A 20,125-nucleotide genomic window follows, 5' to 3' on the forward strand; every position below is an offset into this window, starting at 1 on the left:
GTAATGAATTACGTGTTCACTCAGCAAAGACTTGATATTTTTTAAAGCCCGTAGGCTTGTGATATCAATCCTGCGAGTGCCCACACAGATTGTCTGATAAATTGTTAAAGAGCGGTGCGACGCGGCGTTCGGCCTGCTGTCGCGAGGTGGCGTATATTACGCTTTCCTCCTTCAGAGTCAAACACTTTTTTCAGCGTTTTTCTCCGGCGGGGTGAATCACTTCACGCCCTGCTGAGCCGCCTGCGTTGCCGCTTTGCCGTCTCAGTGGTGGCGCATTATAGGGCGAACTTATGGAAGCGCAAGTGCAAATTTCAACTTTTTTACTGTTCGCTTAAGATTTGTGCAGAAGGCCTGATTTCAGGCCTTTTTCATGCGCGCCGGCAGCTCTGCGAGACTATCAATTACCCAGTCCGCGGCCGCTTCGCCTTCGGCGGTGACTGGCTTACCGCTGCGCACCAGCACTTTGGTTCCCACGCCTGCCGCCTTTGCTGCCAGCATATCTTCCAGCTTATCGCCCACCATATAAGAAGCTGCCATATCGATGTTCAGGTGTTTCTGCGCCGAAAGCAGCATGCCCGGTTGCGGCTTGCGGCAATCGCAAGTCTGGCGGTACTCCACGACCGTTGCATCAGGCAGATGCGGACAGAAATAGATGCCGTCGAGATCGACATCGCGATCGGCCAGCGACCAGTCCATCCACTCGGTGAGTTGCATAAACTGATCTTCGGTAAACATGCCGCGCGCGATGCCAGACTGGTTGGTCACCAGCACCAGCGCGTAGCCCATCTTCTTTAACGCCTGCAGCGCTTCAATGGTGCCATCAATAAACTGAAAATTATCGATCTCATGAACATAGCCGTGATCGACATTCAGGGTGCCATCACGATCGAGAAAAATAGCCGGGACTGGGTTCGCCACGTAGAAACTCCTGCTGCAAATAGTGCCGCGCAGTATCGCATGATTGCGCGTACCGTGAGAATGGCAGATTGAATGACTTTGATTGATTTAGCCGTCTGGATGCCTTACCATCCATCCAGATTTCGCCTGCCCCGGCGGCGCGAAGACCGATACACCACGGACAACGCAACACGATAACAATTAAACTAATGATTAAACTCGAAAATATCACCAAAGTGTTCCAGCAGGGTTCACGCACTATTCAGGCGTTGTCAAACGTTAGCCTGCACGTGCCTGCCGGACAAATTTATGGCGTCATCGGTTCATCCGGTGCCGGTAAAAGTACGCTCATCCGCTGCGTCAACCTGCTGGAGCGCCCGACATCCGGTCGCGTGCTGGTTGACGGTCAGGATCTCACCGCGCTCTCTTCCGGGCAGTTAACGCTGGCGCGCCGCCAGATTGGCATGATCTTCCAGCACTTCAACCTGATGAACTCCCGCACCGTGTCGGGCAACGTTGCGCTGCCGCTTGAGCTGGGTAACCTGTCACGCGAGGCGATCAAAAAGCGCGTCAGCGAACTGCTGGAGCTGGTCGGTCTGGCGGACAAACACGACAGCTGGCCGGCGAATCTGTCCGGCGGTCAGAAACAGCGCGTCGCGATTGCCCGTGCGCTGGCCAGCAATCCGAAGGTCCTGCTGTGTGATGAAGCCACCAGCGCACTGGACCCGGCCACCACCCGCTCGATTCTGGAGCTGCTGAAAGACATCAACCGTCGTCTCGGCATCACTATTCTGCTGATTACTCACGAGATGGATGTGGTGAAACGCATCTGCGATCAGGTAGCGGTGATCAGCAACGGCGAACTGATTGAAAAAGACAGCGTCAGCGAAGTGTTCTCGCATCCGAAAACGCCCCTGGCCCAGCAGTTTATTCAGTCAACGTTGCATCTGGATATTCCGGATGATTACCAGCAGCGCATGCAGGCGAGCGCGGGCACCGACAGCGTGCCGCTGCTGCGGCTGGAGTTCACCGGTAAATCGGTGGATGCGCCGCTGCTGTCAGAAGCCGCGCGCCGTTTCAACGTCAATAACAACATTATCAGTGCCCAGATGGATTACGCCGGTGGCGTGAAGTTCGGCATCATGCTGGCCGAAATGGACGGCAGTGAAACAGATACACAAGCCGCTATTGCCTGGCTGAAAGAAAATCATGTGAAAGTAGAGGTGCTGGGTTATGTCTGAAGCGATGCTGTGGTTACTGACGCGTGGCGTCTGGGAAACGCTGATGATGACCTTCGTTTCTGGTTTCTTTGGCTTTGTGCTTGGCCTGCCGGTTGGCGTACTGCTGTACGTCACCCGTCCGGGGCAGATTCTGGCCAACACTGCGCTGTATCGCGTGCTGTCAGCCATCGTCAATATTTTCCGTTCCATTCCTTTCATTATCCTGCTGGTGTGGATGATTCCGTTTACCCGCGCCATCGTCGGCACCTCCATTGGGCTGCAGGCGGCCATCGTTCCGCTGACCGTGGGCGCGGCGCCGTTTATCGCCCGTATGGTGGAAAACGCGCTGCTTGAGTTGCCGACCGGACTGATTGAAGCCTCGCGCGCCATGGGTGCCACACCGCTGCAGATCGTGCGTAAAGTACTGCTGCCGGAAGCGCTGCCAGGGCTGGTGAATGCCGCTACAATTACCCTGATTACGCTGGTGGGCTACTCCGCCATGGGCGGTGCTGTGGGCGCGGGCGGTCTGGGCCAGATTGGCTATCAGTATGGTTACATCGGCTATAACGCCACCGTGATGAATACCGTGCTGATTTTGCTGGTGGTGCTGGTGTATTTAATTCAGTTCTGTGGTGACCGCATCGTGCGTGCGGTGTCACATAAATAAGCAAACAACATCAATAGTCCTCTATTAAGGAAAGGATATGTCTTTCACATTTAAAAAGATTGCCGCTGTGGGTGCTCTGATTGGCGCGATTGCGCTGGCAGGATGCGATCAGAAAGAGAAAGATCCCAACCACATTAAAGTGGGTGTGATTGTCGGGGCTGAACAGCAGGTTGCGGAAACTGCCGTGAAAGTCGCGAAAGAGAAATACGGTCTCGATGTTGAACTGGTTACCTTTAACGATTACGTGCTGCCTAACGAAGCGCTGAGCAAAGGCGATATTGACGTTAACGCCTTCCAGCACAAGCCGTACCTCGATCAGCAGATCAAAGACCGCGGTTACAAACTGGTGCCGGTCGGCAACACCTTCGTTTATCCGATTGCCGGCTACTCGAAAAAAATCAAATCGCTGGATGAGCTGCAGAACGGTGCGCAGATCGCTATCCCGAACGATCCAACCAACCTCGGTCGTTCTCTGCTGCTGCTGCAGAAAGTGGGCCTGATCAAACTGAAAGATGGTGTGGGCCTGCTGCCAACCTCACTGGATATTACTGAGAATCCAAAGAACCTGAAGATTGTTGAGCTGGAAGCGCCACAGCTGCCACGTTCACTGGACGATCAGCAGATTGCGCTGGCGGTGATCAACACCACTTACGCCAGCCAGATTGGCCTGACCCCGGCGAAGGACGGCATCTTCGTAGAAGATAAAGACTCGCCGTACGTGAACCTGATCGTTAGCCGCGAAGACAACAAAGACGCGGAGAATGTGAAGAAGTTTGTTGAGGCTTATCAGTCAGACGAAGTGTCTGAAGCCGCCAACAAAATCTTCAACGGCGGCGCAGTGAAAGGCTGGTAATTATCCCTTTCATGCGGTGCAGGGCGGCTTCGGCCGCCCTTTCTATTTCAGCATGTGGCAGCTGACTTGTTATTTCTGGTCGTCCTTGTTTCAATAACGCCACTTTTTATTACATGAGGATGTTGCCATGCGTTTTTTACCGCTCTGCTTGTTGGCATTGATGCTGACCGGGTGCGTGCGTGAATATCACCCAATAAGCAGTGCTCCGTCTCGCCCGCAGCAATCAACCAGCGAACCTCAGCGCAAACCGGCTGCGCGTCCAGCCCCGGTGAAGATCTATACCGATGCGACCGATCTGGTCAGCAATCCGTTCCGCGATCTGGGCGAAGTGTCGGGTGATGATTGCCAGAGCAGCACCCAGGACTCGCCGCCGAACCTCAATACCGCGCGTAAACGCCTGCAGATTAAAGCGGCTGGCATGAAAGCCAACGCCGTGCTGCTGCACAAGTGTGAAATTGTCTCCAGCACACCGGGCTGCTATCGCCAGGCCGTATGCCAGGGCTCTGCGCTGAAAGTTTCGAATCAATGAGTGAATTTGCCTTTGCGCAAATCGGCGTGATCCGTTCGCCGTGGAAAGAGAAATTTGCCGTACCGCGCCAGCCGGGTCTGGTGCAGGACGGCGGTGGCGAACTGCATCTGCTGGCGCCGTACAATCAGCCTGAAGCGGTGCGTGGACTGGAGGCATTCAGCCATCTGTGGGTGCTGTTCGTCTTTCACCAGACCATGGCAGGCGGCTGGCGCCCAACCGTACGCCCGCCGCGCCTCGGCGGTAATGCCCGCATGGGCGTATTTGCCACCCGCTCGACCTTTCGCCCCAATCCTATCGGCATGTCGCTGGTTGAGCTCAAAGGCATCCGCTGTGAGCAGCAACAGGTGATTCTGCAATTAGGCAGCCTCGATTTGGTGGACGGCACCCCTGTGGTGGATATCAAGCCTTACCTGCCCTTCGCCGAAGCGCTGCCTGAGGCGCGCGGGGGGTTCGCTCAGAGCGCGCCCGACGCCAGCATGCCGGTGCGTTTCTCTGCACAGGCGCAGCAGCAGCTGCAGCAGCAGCAACGCCATTACCCGCAGCTGGCGCGCTTTATCACTGAAGTGCTGGCGCAGGATCCGCGTCCGGCTTATCGCAAAGGTGAAAGCCCCGGCCGTGAATATGCCGCCTGGCTGCTCGACTTTAATGTGCGCTGGCGCATTGACGCGGCGGGAACCGAGGTGATCGCGCTCGATCCGCGCTAAAACAAGCTTTTGAGTGACGGATCTCGCTGGTACACTAGCCGCCAGCAAATTTTTTGTTCGTATCCTTCCGTACAACTGGAATCGTAAATTAATGCGTACTACTCAATATCTGCTCTCCACCCTGAAGGAGACGCCTTCCGATGCTGAAGTGATCAGCCACCAGCTGATGCTGCGCGCCGGTATGATCCGCAAACTGGCTTCCGGTCTCTATACCTGGTTGCCGACCGGTATTCGCGTGCTGCGAAAAGTTGAAAACATCGTGCGCGAAGAGATGAACAACGCCGGTGCGATTGAGATCTCCATGCCGGTGGTTCAGCCAGCCGATCTGTGGGAAGAGAGCGGTCGCTGGGAGCAGTACGGCCCGGAGCTGCTGCGCATTAAAGACCGCCACGAACGTCCGTTTGTGCTGGGTCCGACCCATGAAGAAGTGGTCACCGACCTGATCCGCAACGAGCTGAGCTCCTATAAGCAGCTGCCGCTCAACGTCTATCAGATCCAGACCAAATTCCGTGATGAAGTACGCCCGCGTTTTGGCGTGATGCGTTCGCGCGAATTCATCATGAAGGATGCGTATTCGTTCCACACCTCGCAGGAGTCGCTGCAGGAAACTTACGATGCGATGTACCGCGCCTACAGCCAGAGCTTCAGCCGCATGGGGCTGGATTTCCGCGCCGTACAGGCCGATACCGGTTCGATTGGCGGCAGCGGCTCGCATGAGTTCCAGGTGCTGGCGCAGAGCGGTGAAGATGATGTGATCTTCTCCAGCGAGTCCGATTATGCGGCCAACATTGAGAAAGCCGAGGCGCTGGCACCTGCCGGTGAGCGCCCGGCGGCAACGCAGGCGCTGACGCAGTTCGCCACGCCAAACGCGAAAACCATCGCCGAGCTGGTCGAACAGCACCAGATCCCGGTAGAAAAAACGGTGAAAACGCTGATCGTGAAAGCCAGCGAAGAGAGCGGTCATTCGCTGGTTGCGCTGCTGTTACGCGGCGACCACGAGCTCAACGAAATCAAAGCCGAGCATCTGGACATTGTGGCCGCGCCACTGGAAATGGGCAGCGAGGAAGAGATTCGCGCCGCCATCGGTGCCGGTTTTGGTTCTCTCGGTCCGGTCGGTCTGACCATCCCGGTGATTGCTGACCGCACCGTGGCAAAAATGAGTGACTTCGCGGCAGGTGCCAACATTGATGGCCAGCACTATGCCGGCATCAACTGGGGCCGCGATCTGCCAGAAGCACGCGTAGAAGATATTCGTAACGTGGTAGAAGGCGATCCGAGCCCGGATGGCAAAGGCGTGCTGATGATTAAGCGCGGCATTGAAGTCGGCCACATCTTCCAGCTCGGCACCAAATATTCGGACGCGATGAAAGCAGCGGTACAGGGTGAAGATGGTCGCAACCAGATCATGACCATGGGCTGCTACGGTATCGGTATCACCCGCGTCGTGGCGGCGGCTATCGAACAGAACCACGACGAGCGCGGGATTATCTGGCCAGCGGCGCTGGCACCGTTCGAAGTGGCGATTCTGCCGATGAACATGCACAAATCCTTCCGCGTGAAAGAGCTGGCGGAACAGCTGTACAACGAGCTGCGTGCCAAAGGCATCGACGTCATTCTTGACGATCGTAAAGAGCGTCCGGGCGTGATGTTCGCCGATATGGAACTGATTGGCGTACCGCACACTATTGTAATTGGCGACCGCAACCTGGATAACCAGGAGATCGAGTACAAAGCCCGCGCCGCCAGCGAGAAGCAGATGATTAAGCAGCACGACATCGTCGACTTCCTCAGCCGCGCACTCAACAAGTAATCCCCTGACGCCTCCTGCCGGAGGCGTTTTTTTTAGCGTAGCTTGCCGCGCAGCGCCTTCACATTGCTGCGTCGTGATTTACCTTCCAGCCGCCGCTCTCTGGACGCCCGCGTCGGGCGCGTCGCGCGGCGCACTTTCTCCACCGTTGTCAGCTCGCGTATCAGGTTGATCAGCCGCTGCAGCGCCGCTTCACGGTTCATCTCCTGGCTGCGATACTCCTGCGCTTTGATAATCACCACGCCATCGGCGCTGATCAAATGGTGGTTCGCCTCCAGCAGCCGCTGTTTATAAAACGGCGGTAGCGACGAGGCGTGAATATCGAAGCGCAGATGGATAGCGGTCGACGTCTTATTGACGTGCTGGCCGCCCGCGCCCTGAGCGCGAATGGCACTGAGCTCCACTTCATTGTCCGCAATTGAAACACTACGTGACAGCACAATCATCTGCCACCTGCCGTTATCAGCGCGGTTGTATCCGGAAATAACCTGTTCATCAACTTAACCTTTTGTGCGCCGCCAGTCTGGCTGAGACCAGTGCTGGCTGTCACTTTTTGCCCTTTCTTTGCCACCTTCCCTGCGCCCCCTGGCTGATTTCCAGCGAACCCCTGTGATATAGTCGCATATCAACCAGAGTATTGATGCTCTGCTGAGGAGGTGTATGTGCAAAAGTATTGTGAGTTAGTTCGCCAGAAGTATGCCGGGATTGGCAGCGGCGACCTGGGGTATGTGCCAGACGCGATCGGATGCGCACTGAAAGCACTCAATGATATTGCCGCTAATTCTGCGCTAAACTCTTCTGTCAGGGAACAGGCAGCGTATGCCGCTGCAAACTTATTGGTGAGCGACTATGTTGACGAATGAAGCCTACAAACCCATCAACTGTGATGACTACGACAACCTCGAGCTCGCCTGTACCAAACACTGGACGCTGTCGCTGGAGCTCAAAAACGGCGACCAGCTGAAAGCGAAAGCCGTGGACATGGTCTCACGTAAAAACGTCGAGTATCTTGCGGTCGACCTCTCCGGTGAAACGCGCGAGCTGCGTCTCGACCACATCGCCAGCTTCAGCCATCCTGAGCTGGGCACCGTTATCGTCAGCGAAGACGAATAATCTCTCCCCGGGCGGGAAAGCTGTTCCCGCCCACCTCGCTTAAGGCTGCAGCGAAGCGTAGTACGCCGCTAAATCATCCATATCCTGATCGCTCAACCCGGCCACAAAGGCTTTCATCACCTCTGCCTGACCGCCACTGCGCTCGCCTTTTTTGTAGGCCTGCAGCGAATGCAGCAGGTAAGGTGCATGCTGCCCGGCCAGATTAGGGTAAAGCGGCACCGCGCTCTTACCTTCCGCGCCATGGCATGCCATACAGCTGGCGGCTTTCTGCGCGCCAGCCCTGACGTCGCCCTGCGCAAACGCCGGCAGCGCAGCAGCCAGTAGCGCCGCGACAATCCACTGTTTCATCATTGCTGTTCCTTTTTAGGGTGTTGACCAGATCGCCTGCCAGCCTTGCGTCTCGCCCGCCGCGCCTGCGCGGGTGACAAACAGCCCGGGCGCGGCAATCAACGTCTGGTTGTAGTAAATCAACGGAATGCGTTCGCGCTGCCACGGCGGGACGCCCAGCTCCTGCCACAGTTTTTTCATTTCGCGACCACCAGCCCGGCCGACAATATGGTGATAGCCGTGGGCCTGAAAGCGCACAATAACCTGTTCATCACCCGCCGGCTGGCGTAGTTCCGCCTGCGCCAGGCTGGCGCGCAGTTCACTCAGCCCATCAGGCAAAATTAATGGCTGCGTCAGCGGCTGCCAGGTTAGCGAGTGCTGACTCAGCGAGTGCTGTCGCGGCAGCCAGTAAAGCCGTTCCCGGTAGCGCCGCAGTTCGTGCGCGCCAAAGCGCAGACACGGCTGCGCATCTTCACGGCTGTGCATCACCTCGTCGGTAATGCGCTGCAGCGCGTCGCGCGCGGGCATTGCACCACCGCGTTCGCCAATCCAGCGCCGCAGCAGCGCGTGCCGCCGCGCCTCGCTACAGGCCAGCAGCGGCGGAAAATGCAGTGCGCCCTGAGCATCGGTCAGCTGCGCCAGCTGCTCGCTGAGCAGCTCATCCAGCAGTTGCTCCTGCTCACCGCATAGCGCTGCGCTGCGGGCACTGGCCGCGCTGAAGTGCGGCCAGCGCGCCTGCAGCAGCGGCAGCACGTCCTGGCGCAGGAAATTGCGATCGTAGCGACGGTCAGCGTTGCTCTCATCGTCAATCCAGTCCAGCTGGTGCCCGACAGCGTAAGCTTCCAGCTGCTGACGGCTGAGGTTGAGCAACGGGCGCAGATGCCAGCGGCCGTTAACCTGCCGCTGCTGCGGCATCGCCGCCAGACCCGCCGGACCGCTGCCGCGTTTCAGCGCCAGCAGCAGCGTTTCAGCCTGGTCATCGAGGTGCTGAGCAGTAAGTAAGTACTCACCGGGTTGCAGGTGAGTGAATAACGCCTGATAGCGCGCCGTGCGGGCTGCGGCTTCGATACCGCCGGCGCGAGCGTCCACCTGCACGCGCAGCACCTCGCAGGGAATGTGCCACTGCTGACACTGCTGCTGGCAGTGCGCCGCCCAGCGATCGGCGTTGGGGCTTAAACCATGATGCACGTGTAATGCGCGCACGCGCAGCTGCGGCTGCTGGCGTTGCCAGCTCACTAACTGATGCAGCAGAACGCTGGAATCGAGCCCGCCGCTGAATGCCAGCACGCAGCGGGCATCGGCTGGCAGCAGCGCAGCAAGATGAGAAAAGGACATGCACGCATTCCGTTGAGGTGAACCGCCGGATTGCGGCTCACTGCGCGCGCTATTTTACGCCTGATACAGCTCCAGCGGCAAACCATCCGGATCGGGGAAGAAGGTGCAGACTTTACCGGTGAGAGCATCGATGCGGATCGGCTCGCACACCACGCCCTTTTCTGCCAGCGCGGCAACCGACTGTTCGACATCATCCACACAAAACGCCAGATGGCGCAGCCCGCACGCTTCCGGCCCGCTGACGCGCGGCGGCGGCGCAGGAAACGAGAACAGCTCAATGGTATAGACGCCATTAAGGCCAAGGTCGCCTTTCCATGAGTCGCGCTCAGCGCGATAGTATTCGCCCAGCAGCTCAAAGCCCAGCACGTCGCAGTAAAACGCCTTACTGCGCTGATAATCGGTGGCAATAATGGCGATGTGGTGGATCTGTTTTATCTGCAGCATAGCGGCTCCGAAAGTATTCTGAGCCGCTTAGCCTACGTGCCCGGCGCGGCGCTGAAAAGAGGCAATTATCTGAAGTTAGCGCACAGGCTCGTCACGCAGCACGCGCACCAGATAGCGACCGTCGTCGGTGAGCGTGGCACCGTGAATATCCGTTTCAAAGCCGGGATAGTGCCGCCCGATGGTACAGAGCATCAGCAGGAAATCCAGCACCGCCCGGCTCTGTTCGGTAATCATCTCGCCCGGCATCACCAGCGGCACGCCTGGCGGATAAGGCAGGATCATGTTGGCTGAAATCCGCCCAACCAGCTCGCGAATGTCCACGGTTTCCACCTGCCCCTGCACCTGCCGCTGAAACGCCTGGTGCGGCGTCATCTTCATCTCCGGCAGAACGTCGAATGCCCGCAGCATCAGACGCGGCAGATCGTGCTGCAGGATCAGCTGATGAATGCCCTGCGCCAGCGTCTGGATGCGCATGTTACGGTAGAAGTCAGGATCTTCAGCATAGAGATCCGGCAGCATGTTTTTTACCCGCAGATTGAGATCGTAGGCGCGTTTAAACTCCGTCAGTCCGCGCAGCACGCTCATTGCTTTGGTTTTATCAATGCCAATGCTGAACAGGAACAACAGGTTATACGGTCCGGTCTTCTCCACCACGATGCCACGCTGGTCGAGGAATTTCGCCACCAGCGCGGCCGGAATGCCCTCTTCCGCCATCTGGCCCAGTTCGCTCATGCCCGGCGTAAGTATGGTGACTTTGATGGGATCAAGGTACATATGATCGCGATCGGCGTGGGTAAAGCCGTGCCACGCCTCGTCGCCCGGCTGAATCGGCCAGCATTCGGCTTCATCCACCTGCTCCGGCTGCCAGATATCAAAGAACCAGCCGTCAGACTCTTCGCGCAGCCGCTGGATCTCGCGGCGAAAATGCAGCGCGCGCTCCACCGAGCGATTAATCAGCCGCCGGCCCGGATTACCGCGCAGCATCGCCGCCGCGGTCTCAATCGAAGAGACGATCGCGTAGCTCGGCGAGGTGGTGGTGTGCATCATGTAGGCTTCGTTGAAGGTGTCGTGATCGTAATCGCCCTTGATGTGAATCAGCGACGCCTGTGAGAACGCCGCCAGCAGTTTGTGGGTCGACTGGGTTTCATAGATCACTTTGCCGGGAATGCGCTCGCCGCTCATGCCGCTTTTGCCGCTGTAGATAGGGTGAAAATTGGTGTATGGCACCCAGGCAGAATCGAAATGAATGGACGGCACGTCCAGCGTCTGTTTGATGTATTGCGTGTTATACAGCAGACCGTCGTAGGTTGAGTTGGTGATGACCGCATGCACCGGCCAGCGGGCGCGCGGTGTGTCGTTAACTTTCTGCTGGATGCTGTCGCGGGTGAATTCGCGCTTAGGGATGCCACCCAAAATGCCCAGGGCGTTGCGCGTTGGTTTGAGCCAGATGGGGATGATGTCGCTCATCATCAGCAGATGAGTCAGCGATTTGTGGCAGTTGCGGTCAATCAGCACCGTGCTGCCGGCCGGTGCGGCGTACATTCCGACGATTTTATTTGAAGTCGACGTGCCGTTGGTGACCATATAGCTCTGTTCAGCGCCAAAGGTACGCGCCACATACTCTTCTGCTTCGAGGTGCGGACCGGTGTGATCGAGCAGCGAGCCCAGTTCGGTGACCGAGATCGAAACATCCGCTTTCAGCGTGTTGGCGCCGAAGAAATCATAGAACAGGCTGCCGACCGGGCTTTTCTGAAACGCCGTGCCGCCCATGTGGCCCGGCGTGCAGAAGGTGTATTTCCCCTCTTTGACGTAGGTGAACAGCGCTTTGGTCAGCGGCGGCATAATTTTGTCGATGTACTCATCGGTGTACTGCCGGATATGCAGCGCTATATCGTCAGCGGCGTTGAGCGCGTATTCGAAGAAGTGCAGCGCCATGCGCATTTCATTAATGCTGACATCCAACTGCGAATGGGTGTTGATGAAGGCATACAGCGGCAGCGATTCGTTGAGTTGATTGATGTCGCTGCACAGCGCCAGGCTGTAGTCGTCCCAGTCAAATATCACCCCGCAGACGCGCGGGTTGTGTTCAATCAGTTTCAGCAGGTCGCTGGCATTGTTGGGATAAACGGTCTGGAAACCCTGCAGCTTCAGCGCCGCGTCCAGTTCGCGAATCGGTTCATCTTTGTAGAACGCGCCGTGCGGTCCCATGATCGCAATAATATTCAATGCTCACCTCCTGTGGTGTTGTGGCACGGAATAAGGATAGCGAAAAGTGGCGGGTGAATGTTCCGGAATAGCGCCGTTGTTGGCCTGATGTTTGCCAGCGATGCATCTCAGGTCGCCATGAATGGCGACCCTACAGGATCACTGCCGGTTTTTCCCAGGGTGCGCATTAATGCGCACCGGTATAAATGCCGCACCTGCGGGGTAACTGCACGGTTTTTATCAGGTCGCCATGAATGGTGCCCCTGCAGGATCACTGTCGGTATTTTGTAGGGTGCGCATTAATGCGCACCGCCATAAATGACAACCCAGCGGGGCACTCAAGCCTGATCGCGGAAAACAGGCATAAAAAAAGCGGACCGGGGTCCGCTTCTGTGAAGGCTCTTCGGCGCTTACGCGTAGCCGTAGCTCATCAGACGCTGATAGCGGCGGTTAAGCAGCTCTTCCGTGCTCAGCACATCGAGATCGGCCAGATCGGCCAGCAGCTGCTGCTTGAGCGCTGCCGCCATGTCCACCGGATGACGGTGCGCGCCGCCCAGCGGTTCCGGGATGATCGAATCGATCAGCTTCAGCTCTTTCAGACGCCCGGCGGTGATGCCCATCGCTTCTGCGGCCAGTGGCGCTTTGTCGGCGCTCTTCCACAGAATTGACGCACAGCCTTCCGGTGAGATCACCGAATAGGTGCTGTACTGCAGCATATTCACTTTATCGCCAACGCCAATCGCCAGCGCGCCGCCGGAGCCGCCTTCGCCGATCACGGTACAGATCACCGGGATCTTCAGGCCTGACATCTCGCGCAGGTTGCGGGCAATCGCTTCAGACTGACCGCGCTCTTCCGCGCCCACGCCCGGATAGGCACCCGGCGTGTCGATGAAGGTGATCAGTGGCATCTTAAAGCGCTCGGCCATCTCCATCAGACGCAGCGCTTTACGGTAGCCCTCGGGTGCTGGCATACCGAAGTTACGCCGGATTTTCTCTTTGGTTTCGCGGCCTTTCTGATGACCAATGACCATCACCGGACGCCCATCCAGACGAGCGATGCCGCCGACAATGGCTTTATCATCGGCATAGGCGCGATCACCGGCCAGCTCGTCAAAATCGTCAAACGCATTGCGGACATAGTCCAGCGTATAAGGACGCAGCGGATGGCGCGCCAGCTGCGCAACCTGCCATGCACCCAAATCGGAGAAGATTTTACGGGTCAGCTCGACGCTTTTCTCGCGCAGACGCTGCACTTCTTCATCCAGATTAATATCGTGTTTCTCATCCGAACGACCAATCGATTTCAGCGAGTCGATTTTCGCTTCCAGTTCAGCGATTGGCTGTTCAAAATCCAGGTAATTAAGACTCATAATGTTCCTGTTTTAGTCAAACTCCAGTTCCACCTGCTCCGACCCTACTAACGACCGCAAATCGTTGAGTAAACGATCGCTGGGCGAAATACGCCACGCTGCACCAAAGCGCAGCTTCGCCCGCGCATCTGCTCTCTGATAATAGAGATGCACCGGAATGGTCCCGGAGCGATGAGGCTCCAGAGACTGGCGGAGACGGTTTAAAAGCTGGTCATCAATTTGCCTGTCCGTCAGCGAGATAGCAAGTCCGCGCGCGTATTTTTCCCGCGCTTCGTCGATGTCCATGACTTCCCGGGCGGTCATTTTAAGCCCACCGCTAAAGTCATCAAAGCTGACCTGTCCACTGACGATCAGGATACGGTCCTTCTCCAGCAGCTGCTGGTATTTATCTAACGCATCGGTAAATAACATCACCTCAAGACGGCCAGAGCGGTCGTCAAGAGTACAGATACCAATTCGGTTGCCGCGCTTGGTGACCATGACGCGGGCGGCAATCACCAGCCCGGCCGCAACGGTCACTTTACCACGTTCTGTTGGATGCATGTCTTTCAGGCGCATGCCGCCAACGTAGCGCTCAATTTCTTTCAGATACTGATTGATCGGATGGCCAGTGAGATACAGACCGAGCGTCTCACGCTCGCCATCCAGCTGCACCTGTTCCGGCCACGGCGTTATGGCCGCGTAAGATTGCTCAACCTGCTCGGGCTCTTCGGCCAGCACGCCGAACATATCCGCCTGTCCCGTCGCTTCGGCTTTGGCATGCTGATCCGCCGCCTTCAGGGCGTCACCCAGCGCGCTCATCAGCGCCGCGCGGTGCGGGCCAAGGCGATCGAACGCGCCGGACATGATCAGTTTTTCCATCACGCGACGGTTGATCTTTTTGGTGTCGGTGCGCGCGCAGAGATCAAACAGCTCTTTAAAGTAGCCGCCCTGATTACGCGCTTCGAGGATCGCTTCGATCGGCCCCTCACCCACGCCTTTGATGGCGCCGATGCCGTACACGATCTCCCCGTCATCGTTAACGTGGAACGGATAGAGCCCGGAGTTAATGTCTGGCGGCAGCACTTTCAGCCCCATGCGCCAGCACTCATCCACCAGTCCAACCACCTTCTCGGTGTTATCCATATCGGCGGTCATCACCGCCGCCATGAACTCGGCCGGATAGTGCGCTTTCAGCCACAGCGTCTGATAGGAGACCAGCGCATAAGCAGCAGAGTGCGACTTGTTAAAGCCGTAGCCTGCGAACTTCTCCACCAGATCGAAGATTTTCATCGACAGTTCGCCGTTGATGCCCATCTTCTCAGCACCGTCCTGGAACACCGAACGCTGCTTGGCCATCTCCTCCGGCTTCTTTTTACCCATGGCACGACGCAGCATATCCGCGCCGCCCAGCGTATAGCCGGACAGCACCTGGGCAATCTGCATCACCTGTTCCTGATAGAGGATGATGCCGTAGGTCGGCTCCAGCACCGGCTTCAGGCTCTCATGCTGCCACTGAATGTCCGGGTAGGAGATGGCTTCACGGCCGTGCTTACGGTCAATAAAGTTATCGACCATGCCCGACTGCAGCGGCCCCGGACGGAACAGCGCCACCAGTGCGATCATATCTTCGAAGCAGTCCGGCTTCAGGCGCTTAATCAGATCTTTCATGCCGCGCGATTCAAGCTGGAACACCGCGGTGGTTTCCGAGCGCTGCAGCATGTCGAAGCTTTTTTTGTCATCCAGCGGGATGGCGGCGATATCGATCGGCGGTAAACCCTGCTTTTCACGCCGCGGGTTGATCATCTTCAGCGCCCAGTCGATGATGGTCAGCGTGCGCAGGCCGAGGAAGTCAAACTTCACCAGTCCGGCGTATTCCACGTCGTTTTTATCGAACTGGGTGACCGGGAACTGGCCGTTCTCATCGCAGTACAGCGGCGCAAAATCGGTGATTTTGGTCGGCGCAATGACCACGCCACCGGCGTGCTTGCCGGCGTTACGCGTGACCCCTTCCAGCTTGCGCGCCATGTCGATCAGCGCTTTGACCTCTTCGTCAGCTTCGTAGATCTCCGGCAGCTGCGGTTCCGCCTGGAACGCTTTTTCCAGCGTCATGCCCGGATCCGGCGGGATCAGTTTTGAGATGCGATCAACAAAGCCGTACGGATGCCCCAGCACCCGACCAACGTCGCGAATCACCGCTTTCGCCGCCATGGTACCGAAGGTGATAATCTGCGACACCGCATCGCGGCCGTACATCTCAGCCACGTGATCGATCACCTGGTCACGTTTTTCCATGCAGAAGTCGACGTCAAAGTCGGGCATCGAGACACGTTCCGGGTTAAGGAAACGTTCGAACAGCAGGTCAAACTCCAGCGGATCGAGATCGGTAATTTTCAGCGCGTAGGCCACCAGTGAACCGGCACCGGAACCACGCCCCGGCCCCACCGGAATGCCGTTGTCCTTCGACCACTGGATAAACTCCATCACGATCAGGAAGTAGCCGGGGAAGCCCATCTGGTTGATGACGTTGAGCTCAATGTCGAGACGCTCGTCATACTCCGGCCGGCGTTCGGCACGCACCTGCTCATCCGGGAAGAGAAACGCCAGGCGCTCCTCCAGCCCTTCGCGCGACTTCATCACCAGAAAATCTTCGGTCGACATGTCGCCGGTCGGGAATTGCGGCAGGAAATATTCGCCGAGGCGCACCGTGACGTTACAACGCTTAGCAATCTCTACGCTGTTTTCCAGCGCTTCCGGGATGTCCGAGAACAGCTCGCACATCTCCTCTTCGCTGCGCATATATTGCTGAGGACTGTAGTTGCGCGGACGTTTAGGATCGTCCAGCGTGTAGCCGTCGTGAATCGCCACGCGGATTTCATGGGCATCAAAATCTTCTTCGTTGAGGAAGCAGACTTCATTGGTGGCCACCACCGGCACCGATTCAGCAATCGCCAGCTCAACCGCGGCGTGCAGATAGGCCTCTTCATCTGGCCGGCCGGTGCGCGTCAGTTCCAGATAGTAGCGGTTAGGGAAATGCTGCTGATAGAAGCTCAGGCACTGCGCCACCAGCGCGTTATTGCCGCGCAGCAGGCTGCGACCGACGTCGCCGCGCCGTCCGCCCGACAGCAGAATCAACCCTTCGCCCAGCTCCAGGAGCCAGTCGCGATCGATAATCGGTCCGGCGATACCGTATCCGCGCTGGTAAGCGCGCGAAATCAGTAGCGTCAGATTCTGGTAACCGGTGTTATTAGCGGCCAGCACGGTGAGCTGCGTCAGCTCATCGCCCATCAAATCGCTGGCCACCTGGAAGTCGGCCCCGACGATCGGTTTGATACCGGCGCTGTGCGCGCTGCCATAAAAGCGCACCAGCCCGCACAGGTTGGTGTAGTCGGTGATGGCAATGGCGGGCATGCCGAGCGCGGCCGCCTTTTTTACCAGCGGCCCGGTCTTGGCCAGACCATCGACCATGGAGTAATCGCTGTGTACGCGCAGATGTATAAAACGAGGTTCAGCCATATCAGTTTCCGGTTAAAACAGCGTCAGGCTATTAAAGCGTAGTCGGCTGGCGCGCGGCCAGCACATCAGCATCAATCAGGGCGTTACGCACCGGCGCAAAGCTGCGGCGGTGGTGAGGTGTGGCACCAAACTGCGTCAGTTTTTCCATGTGCAGCGCGGTCGGATAGCCTTTGTGCTGGGCGAAACCGTACTGCGGAAACAGCAGGTCCAGCTCGGCCATTTCGCGGTCGCGCGTGACTTTGGCGATAATCGAGGCGGCGCTGATCTCCCGCACCAGGCTATCACCCTTCACTACCGCCTGCGACGGCATCGGCAGCGCCGGACAGCGGTTGCCATCAATCAGGACAAAATCCGGTGCAATATGCAGACCGGCAACCGCGCGCTGCATCGCCAGCATGGTGGCGTGCAGGATGTTCAGCTGATCAATCTCTTCCGGTTCAGCGCGGCCCAGGCTCCACGCCAGCGCTTTCTCTTTGATTTCATCAAACAGCGCAAGGCGGCGCTTTTCAGACAGCTTTTTGGAATCCGCCAGGCCGGCAATCGGCCGCGCTGGATCGAGGATCACGGCGGCGGTCACCACGGCACCGACCAGCGGGCCACGTCCGACTTCATCAACGCCGGCAATCAGCCGGGCATCAGGATAGATAAATTCAGCCATTGGCAATCTCCAGTACCGCATCCGCCGCCTGTTCGTCGGCGTTCCAGCGAATCTGCTGATGCAATTGGGTGAAAGTGGCCAGCAGCGCGTCACGCTCCGGACCGGCATGCAGCAGCGGCTCCAGCGCCGCGGCTAACGCTGCAGGCTGGCACTCCTCCTGCAGCAGCTCCTGCACCAGCTCACGGCCGGCCAGCAGGTTAGGCAGCGAAACGTACGGGGTTTTCACCAGCCGCTTCGCCAGCCAGAAGGTGAACGGCTTCATACGATAGCCCACCACCATCGGGCATTTCGCCAGCATGCACTCCAGCGCTGCAGTGCCGGAAGCCAGAATCGCCGCGTCGCTGGCGATCATCGCCTGGCGCCCTTTGCCATCCAGCAGGTGCATCGGCAATTCCGGCGCGACGCTGGCTTTAATCTGCTCGAACTGCGCGCGCCGCTTCGCGTTAACCAGCGGCACCACGATCTCCAGCGCCGGATAGCGCTGGCGCAGCAGCTGTGCAGCGCGCAGGAAATCGGCGCTGAGCATCTCCACTTCCGCGCCACGGCTGCCCGGCAGCAGGCCAAGGCACAGCGCATCGTCAGCGATGCCTAATTCACGCCGCGCGGCCAGTTTGTCCGGCTGCAGCGGCATCGCATCGGCCATGGTGTGCCCGATAAAGCGGCACGGCACGTTGTAGCGATCGTAAAACGCTTTTTCAAAAGGCAGAAACGCCAGCACCAGATCGGTGTTGCGGCCAATTTTGAACACGCGCTTTTGTCGCCAGGCCCACACGGAGGGACTGACATAATGAATGGTGCGAATGCCGGCACGCTTGAGGTTGCCTTCCAGCGTGATGTTGAAATCCGGGGCATCGATGCCGACGAAGACATCCGGCCGCAGCTCGGTAAAGCGCTGGGTTAAATCCTTGCGGATGTGCAGCAAACGGCGCAGGCGGCCAAGCACCTCAACGATGCCCATTACCGCCAGCTCTTCCATCTCGTACCAGGCTTCGCAGCCTTCGGCCTGCATCAGCGGACCGGCAACGCCAACGAAGCGCGCGTCAGGATGGCGCGCTTTCAGCGCACGAATCAATCCGGCACCAAGAATATCGCCGGAGGTTTCTCCGGCGACCAGGGCAATCGTTAAGGGACGCACTGACATGAATTAACGAATCAATCCACGGGTAGAACGGGCAAAGAAGTCGTAGAAAGGCTGCACTTCGCTATGAAGTTTGGCCAGTTCTTCAATCTCCGGCTTCACTTCATCCAGCGTTTTACCGCTGCGGTACAGCAGCTTGTACGCGTTACGAATGGCGTGCAGTGCTTCTTTGCTGAAGCCACGACGCTTCAGGCCTTCGATATTGACACCGAACGGCGTGGCATGGTTGCCCTGCGCAATCACATACGGCGGCACGTCCTGCGCGACGCCGGAACAACCGCCTACCATCACGTGGGCACCAATGGTGCACCACTGGTGCACCGCCGTCACGCCGCCGATGATGGCAAAATCATCCACGGTAACGTGGCCGCCCAGCGTTACGTTGTTGGCCAGAATACAGCGATTGCCGATCACGCAGTCATGAGCAATGTGCGCATTGACCATCAGCAGGTTGTCGCTGCCGACTTTGGTCAGGCCGCCACCCTGCGTGGTGCCACGATGAATGGTGACGCTCTCGCGGATGCGGTTGCGATCGCCGACTTCAACGCGGGTCGGTTCACCGGCATATTTCAGATCCTGATTCACTTCGCCAATCGAAACGAACTGGTAGATCTGGTTATCTTTACCGATACGCGTGTGGCCATTCACCACCACGTGCGATTTCAGCACCGTGCCTTCACCAATTTCCACGTTCGCTCCGACAACACAAAACGGACCGATTTGGACGTTGGCGCCGATCACCGCACCTTCTTCAATGATGGACGTTGGATGGATGCTGGCGGTTGAATCAATCACTAATTATGCCTCCCGGCTACGGGCACACATCATGGTCGCTTCACAGACAATCTTACCGTCTACGGTTGCCACGCCTTTAAAGCGCGTCAGGCCACGGCGGGTCTTCTCGAAGGTGACTTCCATGATCATCTGGTCGCCCGGCACTACCGGACGCTTGAAACGGGCTTCGTCGATACCGGCGAAATAGTACAGCTCGCCCGGTTCCAGTTTTCCAACGCTTTTAAACGCCAGAATACCGGTCGCCTGCGCCATCGCTTCCAGGATCAGAACGCCTGGGAAAATCGGTTTACCAGGGAAGTGTCCCTGGAAAAACGGTTCATTAACAGAAACGTTCTTTACCGCACGCAGATATTTATGCTCTTCAAATTCCAGCACGCGGTCAACCAGCAAAAACGGGTAGCGGTGCGGCAGCAGTTCTAAAATCTCTTCAATTTTCAGAGTATGCGTTTCAGTTGTCAAAATACTCTTCCTGTCCTAAAAAATCTGATGGCAACAATAACACGGCCTGCACCGATCAAAATGATCTTTCGCAGGCCGCAAATCAGTTCAGTGGCGTTTCGCTTACCAT

20 protein-coding genes are annotated in these 20,125 nt (G+C 57.7%); 8 read left to right on the forward strand and 12 right to left on the reverse strand.

Annotated features, from left to right (window positions below; all coding sequences use genetic code 11):
• Window positions 1–357: 357 nt before the first annotated feature.
• Window positions 358–918 carry a D-glycero-beta-D-manno-heptose 1,7-bisphosphate 7-phosphatase gene (gmhB, locus tag F3J41_RS11215; protein ID WP_021507462.1) on the reverse strand — a complete coding sequence of 187 codons (561 nt, stop codon included), beginning with the start codon at window positions 916–918 and terminating at the stop codon, window positions 358–360.
• A 188-nt stretch (window positions 919–1,106) separates the two neighbouring features.
• On the opposite strand from gmhB, the gene metN reads away from it, so the two are divergent.
• From metN to proS, 6 genes are all read left to right on the forward strand, one after another.
• Entirely contained in the window at window positions 1,107–2,138 is a 1,032-nt protein-coding gene (gene metN, locus F3J41_RS11220; RefSeq protein WP_021507463.1) for a methionine ABC transporter ATP-binding protein MetN, read from the forward strand.
• The gene (locus F3J41_RS11225) at window positions 2,131–2,784 is read left to right on the forward strand and encodes a methionine ABC transporter permease MetI (protein ID WP_021507464.1); all 654 of its coding nucleotides are present in this window, start codon (window positions 2,131–2,133) and stop codon (window positions 2,782–2,784) included. The genes metN and F3J41_RS11225 overlap by 8 nt, the downstream gene beginning before the upstream one ends.
• Before the next feature lie 37 nt (window positions 2,785–2,821).
• A complete protein-coding gene (locus tag F3J41_RS11230; RefSeq protein ID WP_021507465.1) occupies window positions 2,822–3,637 on the forward strand; it encodes a MetQ/NlpA family lipoprotein in 816 nt (271 codons plus the stop codon).
• Between the two features lie 127 nt (window positions 3,638–3,764).
• Window positions 3,765–4,166: an Rcs stress response system protein RcsF gene (gene rcsF / locus F3J41_RS11235; protein ID WP_021507466.1), complete on the forward strand. Its 402-nt coding sequence runs from the start codon at window positions 3,765–3,767 to the stop codon at window positions 4,164–4,166.
• Window positions 4,163–4,870 (forward strand): tRNA (N6-threonylcarbamoyladenosine(37)-N6)-methyltransferase TrmO, encoded by a 708-nt coding sequence (gene tsaA, locus F3J41_RS11240; protein WP_059012941.1) that lies wholly within the window; start codon window positions 4,163–4,165, stop codon window positions 4,868–4,870. The genes rcsF and tsaA overlap by 4 nt, the downstream gene beginning before the upstream one ends.
• Before the next feature lie 91 nt (window positions 4,871–4,961).
• Window positions 4,962–6,680, forward strand: coding sequence for a proline--tRNA ligase (proS, locus tag F3J41_RS11245; RefSeq protein ID WP_058759538.1), 1,719 nt, complete (start codon window positions 4,962–4,964; stop codon window positions 6,678–6,680).
• Window positions 6,681–6,712: 32 nt separating this feature from the next.
• On the opposite strand, the gene arfB is transcribed toward proS, so the two are convergent.
• On the reverse strand, window positions 6,713–7,123 hold the full coding sequence (gene arfB, locus F3J41_RS11250; RefSeq protein WP_021507469.1) for an alternative ribosome rescue aminoacyl-tRNA hydrolase ArfB: 411 nt from the start codon (window positions 7,121–7,123) through the stop codon (window positions 6,713–6,715).
• Between the two features lie 216 nt (window positions 7,124–7,339).
• Between arfB and F3J41_RS11255 the strand changes: the two genes are divergently transcribed.
• Window positions 7,340–7,540: a YaeP family protein gene (locus F3J41_RS11255; RefSeq protein WP_021507470.1), complete on the forward strand. Its 201-nt coding sequence runs from the start codon at window positions 7,340–7,342 to the stop codon at window positions 7,538–7,540.
• Window positions 7,527–7,790: a Rho-binding antiterminator gene (rof, locus tag F3J41_RS11260; RefSeq protein WP_021507471.1), complete on the forward strand. Its 264-nt coding sequence runs from the start codon at window positions 7,527–7,529 to the stop codon at window positions 7,788–7,790. Before F3J41_RS11255 ends, rof begins: the two co-directional genes overlap by 14 nt.
• Window positions 7,791–7,829: 39 nt before the next feature.
• Here the strand turns inward: rof and F3J41_RS11265 are convergent, their stop codons facing one another.
• The 10 genes from F3J41_RS11265 to fabZ all read right to left on the reverse strand — a co-directional run bounded on the left by F3J41_RS11265 (window position 7,830) and on the right by fabZ (window position 20,016).
• Window positions 7,830–8,138 carry a cytochrome c gene (locus F3J41_RS11265; RefSeq protein ID WP_058780481.1) on the reverse strand — a complete coding sequence of 103 codons (309 nt, stop codon included), beginning with the start codon at window positions 8,136–8,138 and terminating at the stop codon, window positions 7,830–7,832.
• Window positions 8,139–8,153: 15 nt separating this feature from the next.
• Entirely contained in the window at window positions 8,154–9,452 is a 1,299-nt protein-coding gene (gene tilS, locus F3J41_RS11270; protein ID WP_166711196.1) for a tRNA lysidine(34) synthetase TilS, read from the reverse strand.
• Window positions 9,453–9,506: 54 nt separating this feature from the next.
• Complete coding sequence (locus tag F3J41_RS11275) at window positions 9,507–9,896, reverse strand: VOC family protein (RefSeq protein WP_021507474.1); 390 nt, start codon at window positions 9,894–9,896, stop codon at window positions 9,507–9,509.
• 75 nt (window positions 9,897–9,971) lie between these two features.
• The gene (locus tag F3J41_RS11280) at window positions 9,972–12,122 is read right to left on the reverse strand and encodes a lysine decarboxylase LdcC (protein ID WP_166711198.1); all 2,151 of its coding nucleotides are present in this window, start codon (window positions 12,120–12,122) and stop codon (window positions 9,972–9,974) included.
• Between the two features lie 389 nt (window positions 12,123–12,511).
• Window positions 12,512–13,471: an acetyl-CoA carboxylase carboxyl transferase subunit alpha gene (gene accA / locus F3J41_RS11285; RefSeq protein ID WP_021507476.1), complete on the reverse strand. Its 960-nt coding sequence runs from the start codon at window positions 13,469–13,471 to the stop codon at window positions 12,512–12,514.
• A 12-nt stretch (window positions 13,472–13,483) separates the two neighbouring features.
• The gene (gene dnaE, locus F3J41_RS11290; RefSeq protein ID WP_058759534.1) at window positions 13,484–16,966 is read right to left on the reverse strand and encodes a DNA polymerase III subunit alpha; all 3,483 of its coding nucleotides are present in this window, start codon (window positions 16,964–16,966) and stop codon (window positions 13,484–13,486) included.
• Between the two features lie 31 nt (window positions 16,967–16,997).
• On the reverse strand, window positions 16,998–17,624 hold the full coding sequence (gene rnhB / locus F3J41_RS11295) for a ribonuclease HII (RefSeq protein WP_058759533.1): 627 nt from the start codon (window positions 17,622–17,624) through the stop codon (window positions 16,998–17,000).
• Window positions 17,617–18,765 (reverse strand): lipid-A-disaccharide synthase, encoded by a 1,149-nt coding sequence (gene lpxB, locus F3J41_RS11300; protein WP_058759532.1) that lies wholly within the window; start codon window positions 18,763–18,765, stop codon window positions 17,617–17,619. Before lpxB ends, rnhB begins: the two co-directional genes overlap by 8 nt.
• A gap of 3 nt (window positions 18,766–18,768) precedes the next feature.
• The gene (gene lpxA, locus F3J41_RS11305; protein ID WP_021507480.1) at window positions 18,769–19,557 is read right to left on the reverse strand and encodes an acyl-ACP--UDP-N-acetylglucosamine O-acyltransferase; all 789 of its coding nucleotides are present in this window, start codon (window positions 19,555–19,557) and stop codon (window positions 18,769–18,771) included.
• Between the two features lie 3 nt (window positions 19,558–19,560).
• Window positions 19,561–20,016, reverse strand: coding sequence for a 3-hydroxyacyl-ACP dehydratase FabZ (fabZ, locus tag F3J41_RS11310; RefSeq protein WP_013507953.1), 456 nt, complete (start codon window positions 20,014–20,016; stop codon window positions 19,561–19,563).
• Window positions 20,017–20,125 lie beyond the last annotated feature (109 nt).

This window comes from Pantoea sp. Ap-870 (genome assembly GCF_011752515.1).
In the GTDB taxonomy this organism is placed as follows: domain Bacteria; phylum Pseudomonadota; class Gammaproteobacteria; order Enterobacterales; family Enterobacteriaceae; genus Pantoea; species Pantoea dispersa.

What these genes read in the sequence shown, in the direction of transcription:
- accA (WP_021507476.1), bottom strand. Translation starts at nt 13,471, where the DNA reads ATGAGTCTTAATTACCTGGATTTTGAACAGCCAATCGCTGAACTGGAA.
- arfB (WP_021507469.1), bottom strand. Translation starts at nt 7,123, where the DNA reads ATGATTGTGCTGTCACGTAGTGTTTCAATTGCGGACAATGAAGTGGAG.
- F3J41_RS11225 (WP_021507464.1), top strand. Translation starts at nt 2,131, where the DNA reads ATGTCTGAAGCGATGCTGTGGTTACTGACGCGTGGCGTCTGGGAAACG.
- tilS (WP_166711196.1), bottom strand. Translation starts at nt 9,452, where the DNA reads ATGTCCTTTTCTCATCTTGCTGCGCTGCTGCCAGCCGATGCCCGCTGC.
- F3J41_RS11265 (WP_058780481.1), bottom strand. Translation starts at nt 8,138, where the DNA reads ATGAAACAGTGGATTGTCGCGGCGCTACTGGCTGCTGCGCTGCCGGCG.
- rcsF (WP_021507466.1), top strand. Translation starts at nt 3,765, where the DNA reads ATGCGTTTTTTACCGCTCTGCTTGTTGGCATTGATGCTGACCGGGTGC.
- F3J41_RS11275 (WP_021507474.1), bottom strand. Translation starts at nt 9,896, where the DNA reads ATGCTGCAGATAAAACAGATCCACCACATCGCCATTATTGCCACCGAT.
- metN (WP_021507463.1), top strand. Translation starts at nt 1,107, where the DNA reads ATGATTAAACTCGAAAATATCACCAAAGTGTTCCAGCAGGGTTCACGC.
- rnhB (WP_058759533.1), bottom strand. Translation starts at nt 17,624, where the DNA reads ATGGCTGAATTTATCTATCCTGATGCCCGGCTGATTGCCGGCGTTGAT.
- dnaE (WP_058759534.1), bottom strand. Translation starts at nt 16,966, where the DNA reads ATGGCTGAACCTCGTTTTATACATCTGCGCGTACACAGCGATTACTCC.
- proS (WP_058759538.1), top strand. Translation starts at nt 4,962, where the DNA reads ATGCGTACTACTCAATATCTGCTCTCCACCCTGAAGGAGACGCCTTCC.
- tsaA (WP_059012941.1), top strand. Translation starts at nt 4,163, where the DNA reads ATGAGTGAATTTGCCTTTGCGCAAATCGGCGTGATCCGTTCGCCGTGG.
- rof (WP_021507471.1), top strand. Translation starts at nt 7,527, where the DNA reads ATGTTGACGAATGAAGCCTACAAACCCATCAACTGTGATGACTACGAC.
- F3J41_RS11230 (WP_021507465.1), top strand. Translation starts at nt 2,822, where the DNA reads ATGTCTTTCACATTTAAAAAGATTGCCGCTGTGGGTGCTCTGATTGGC.
- lpxB (WP_058759532.1), bottom strand. Translation starts at nt 18,765, where the DNA reads ATGTCAGTGCGTCCCTTAACGATTGCCCTGGTCGCCGGAGAAACCTCC.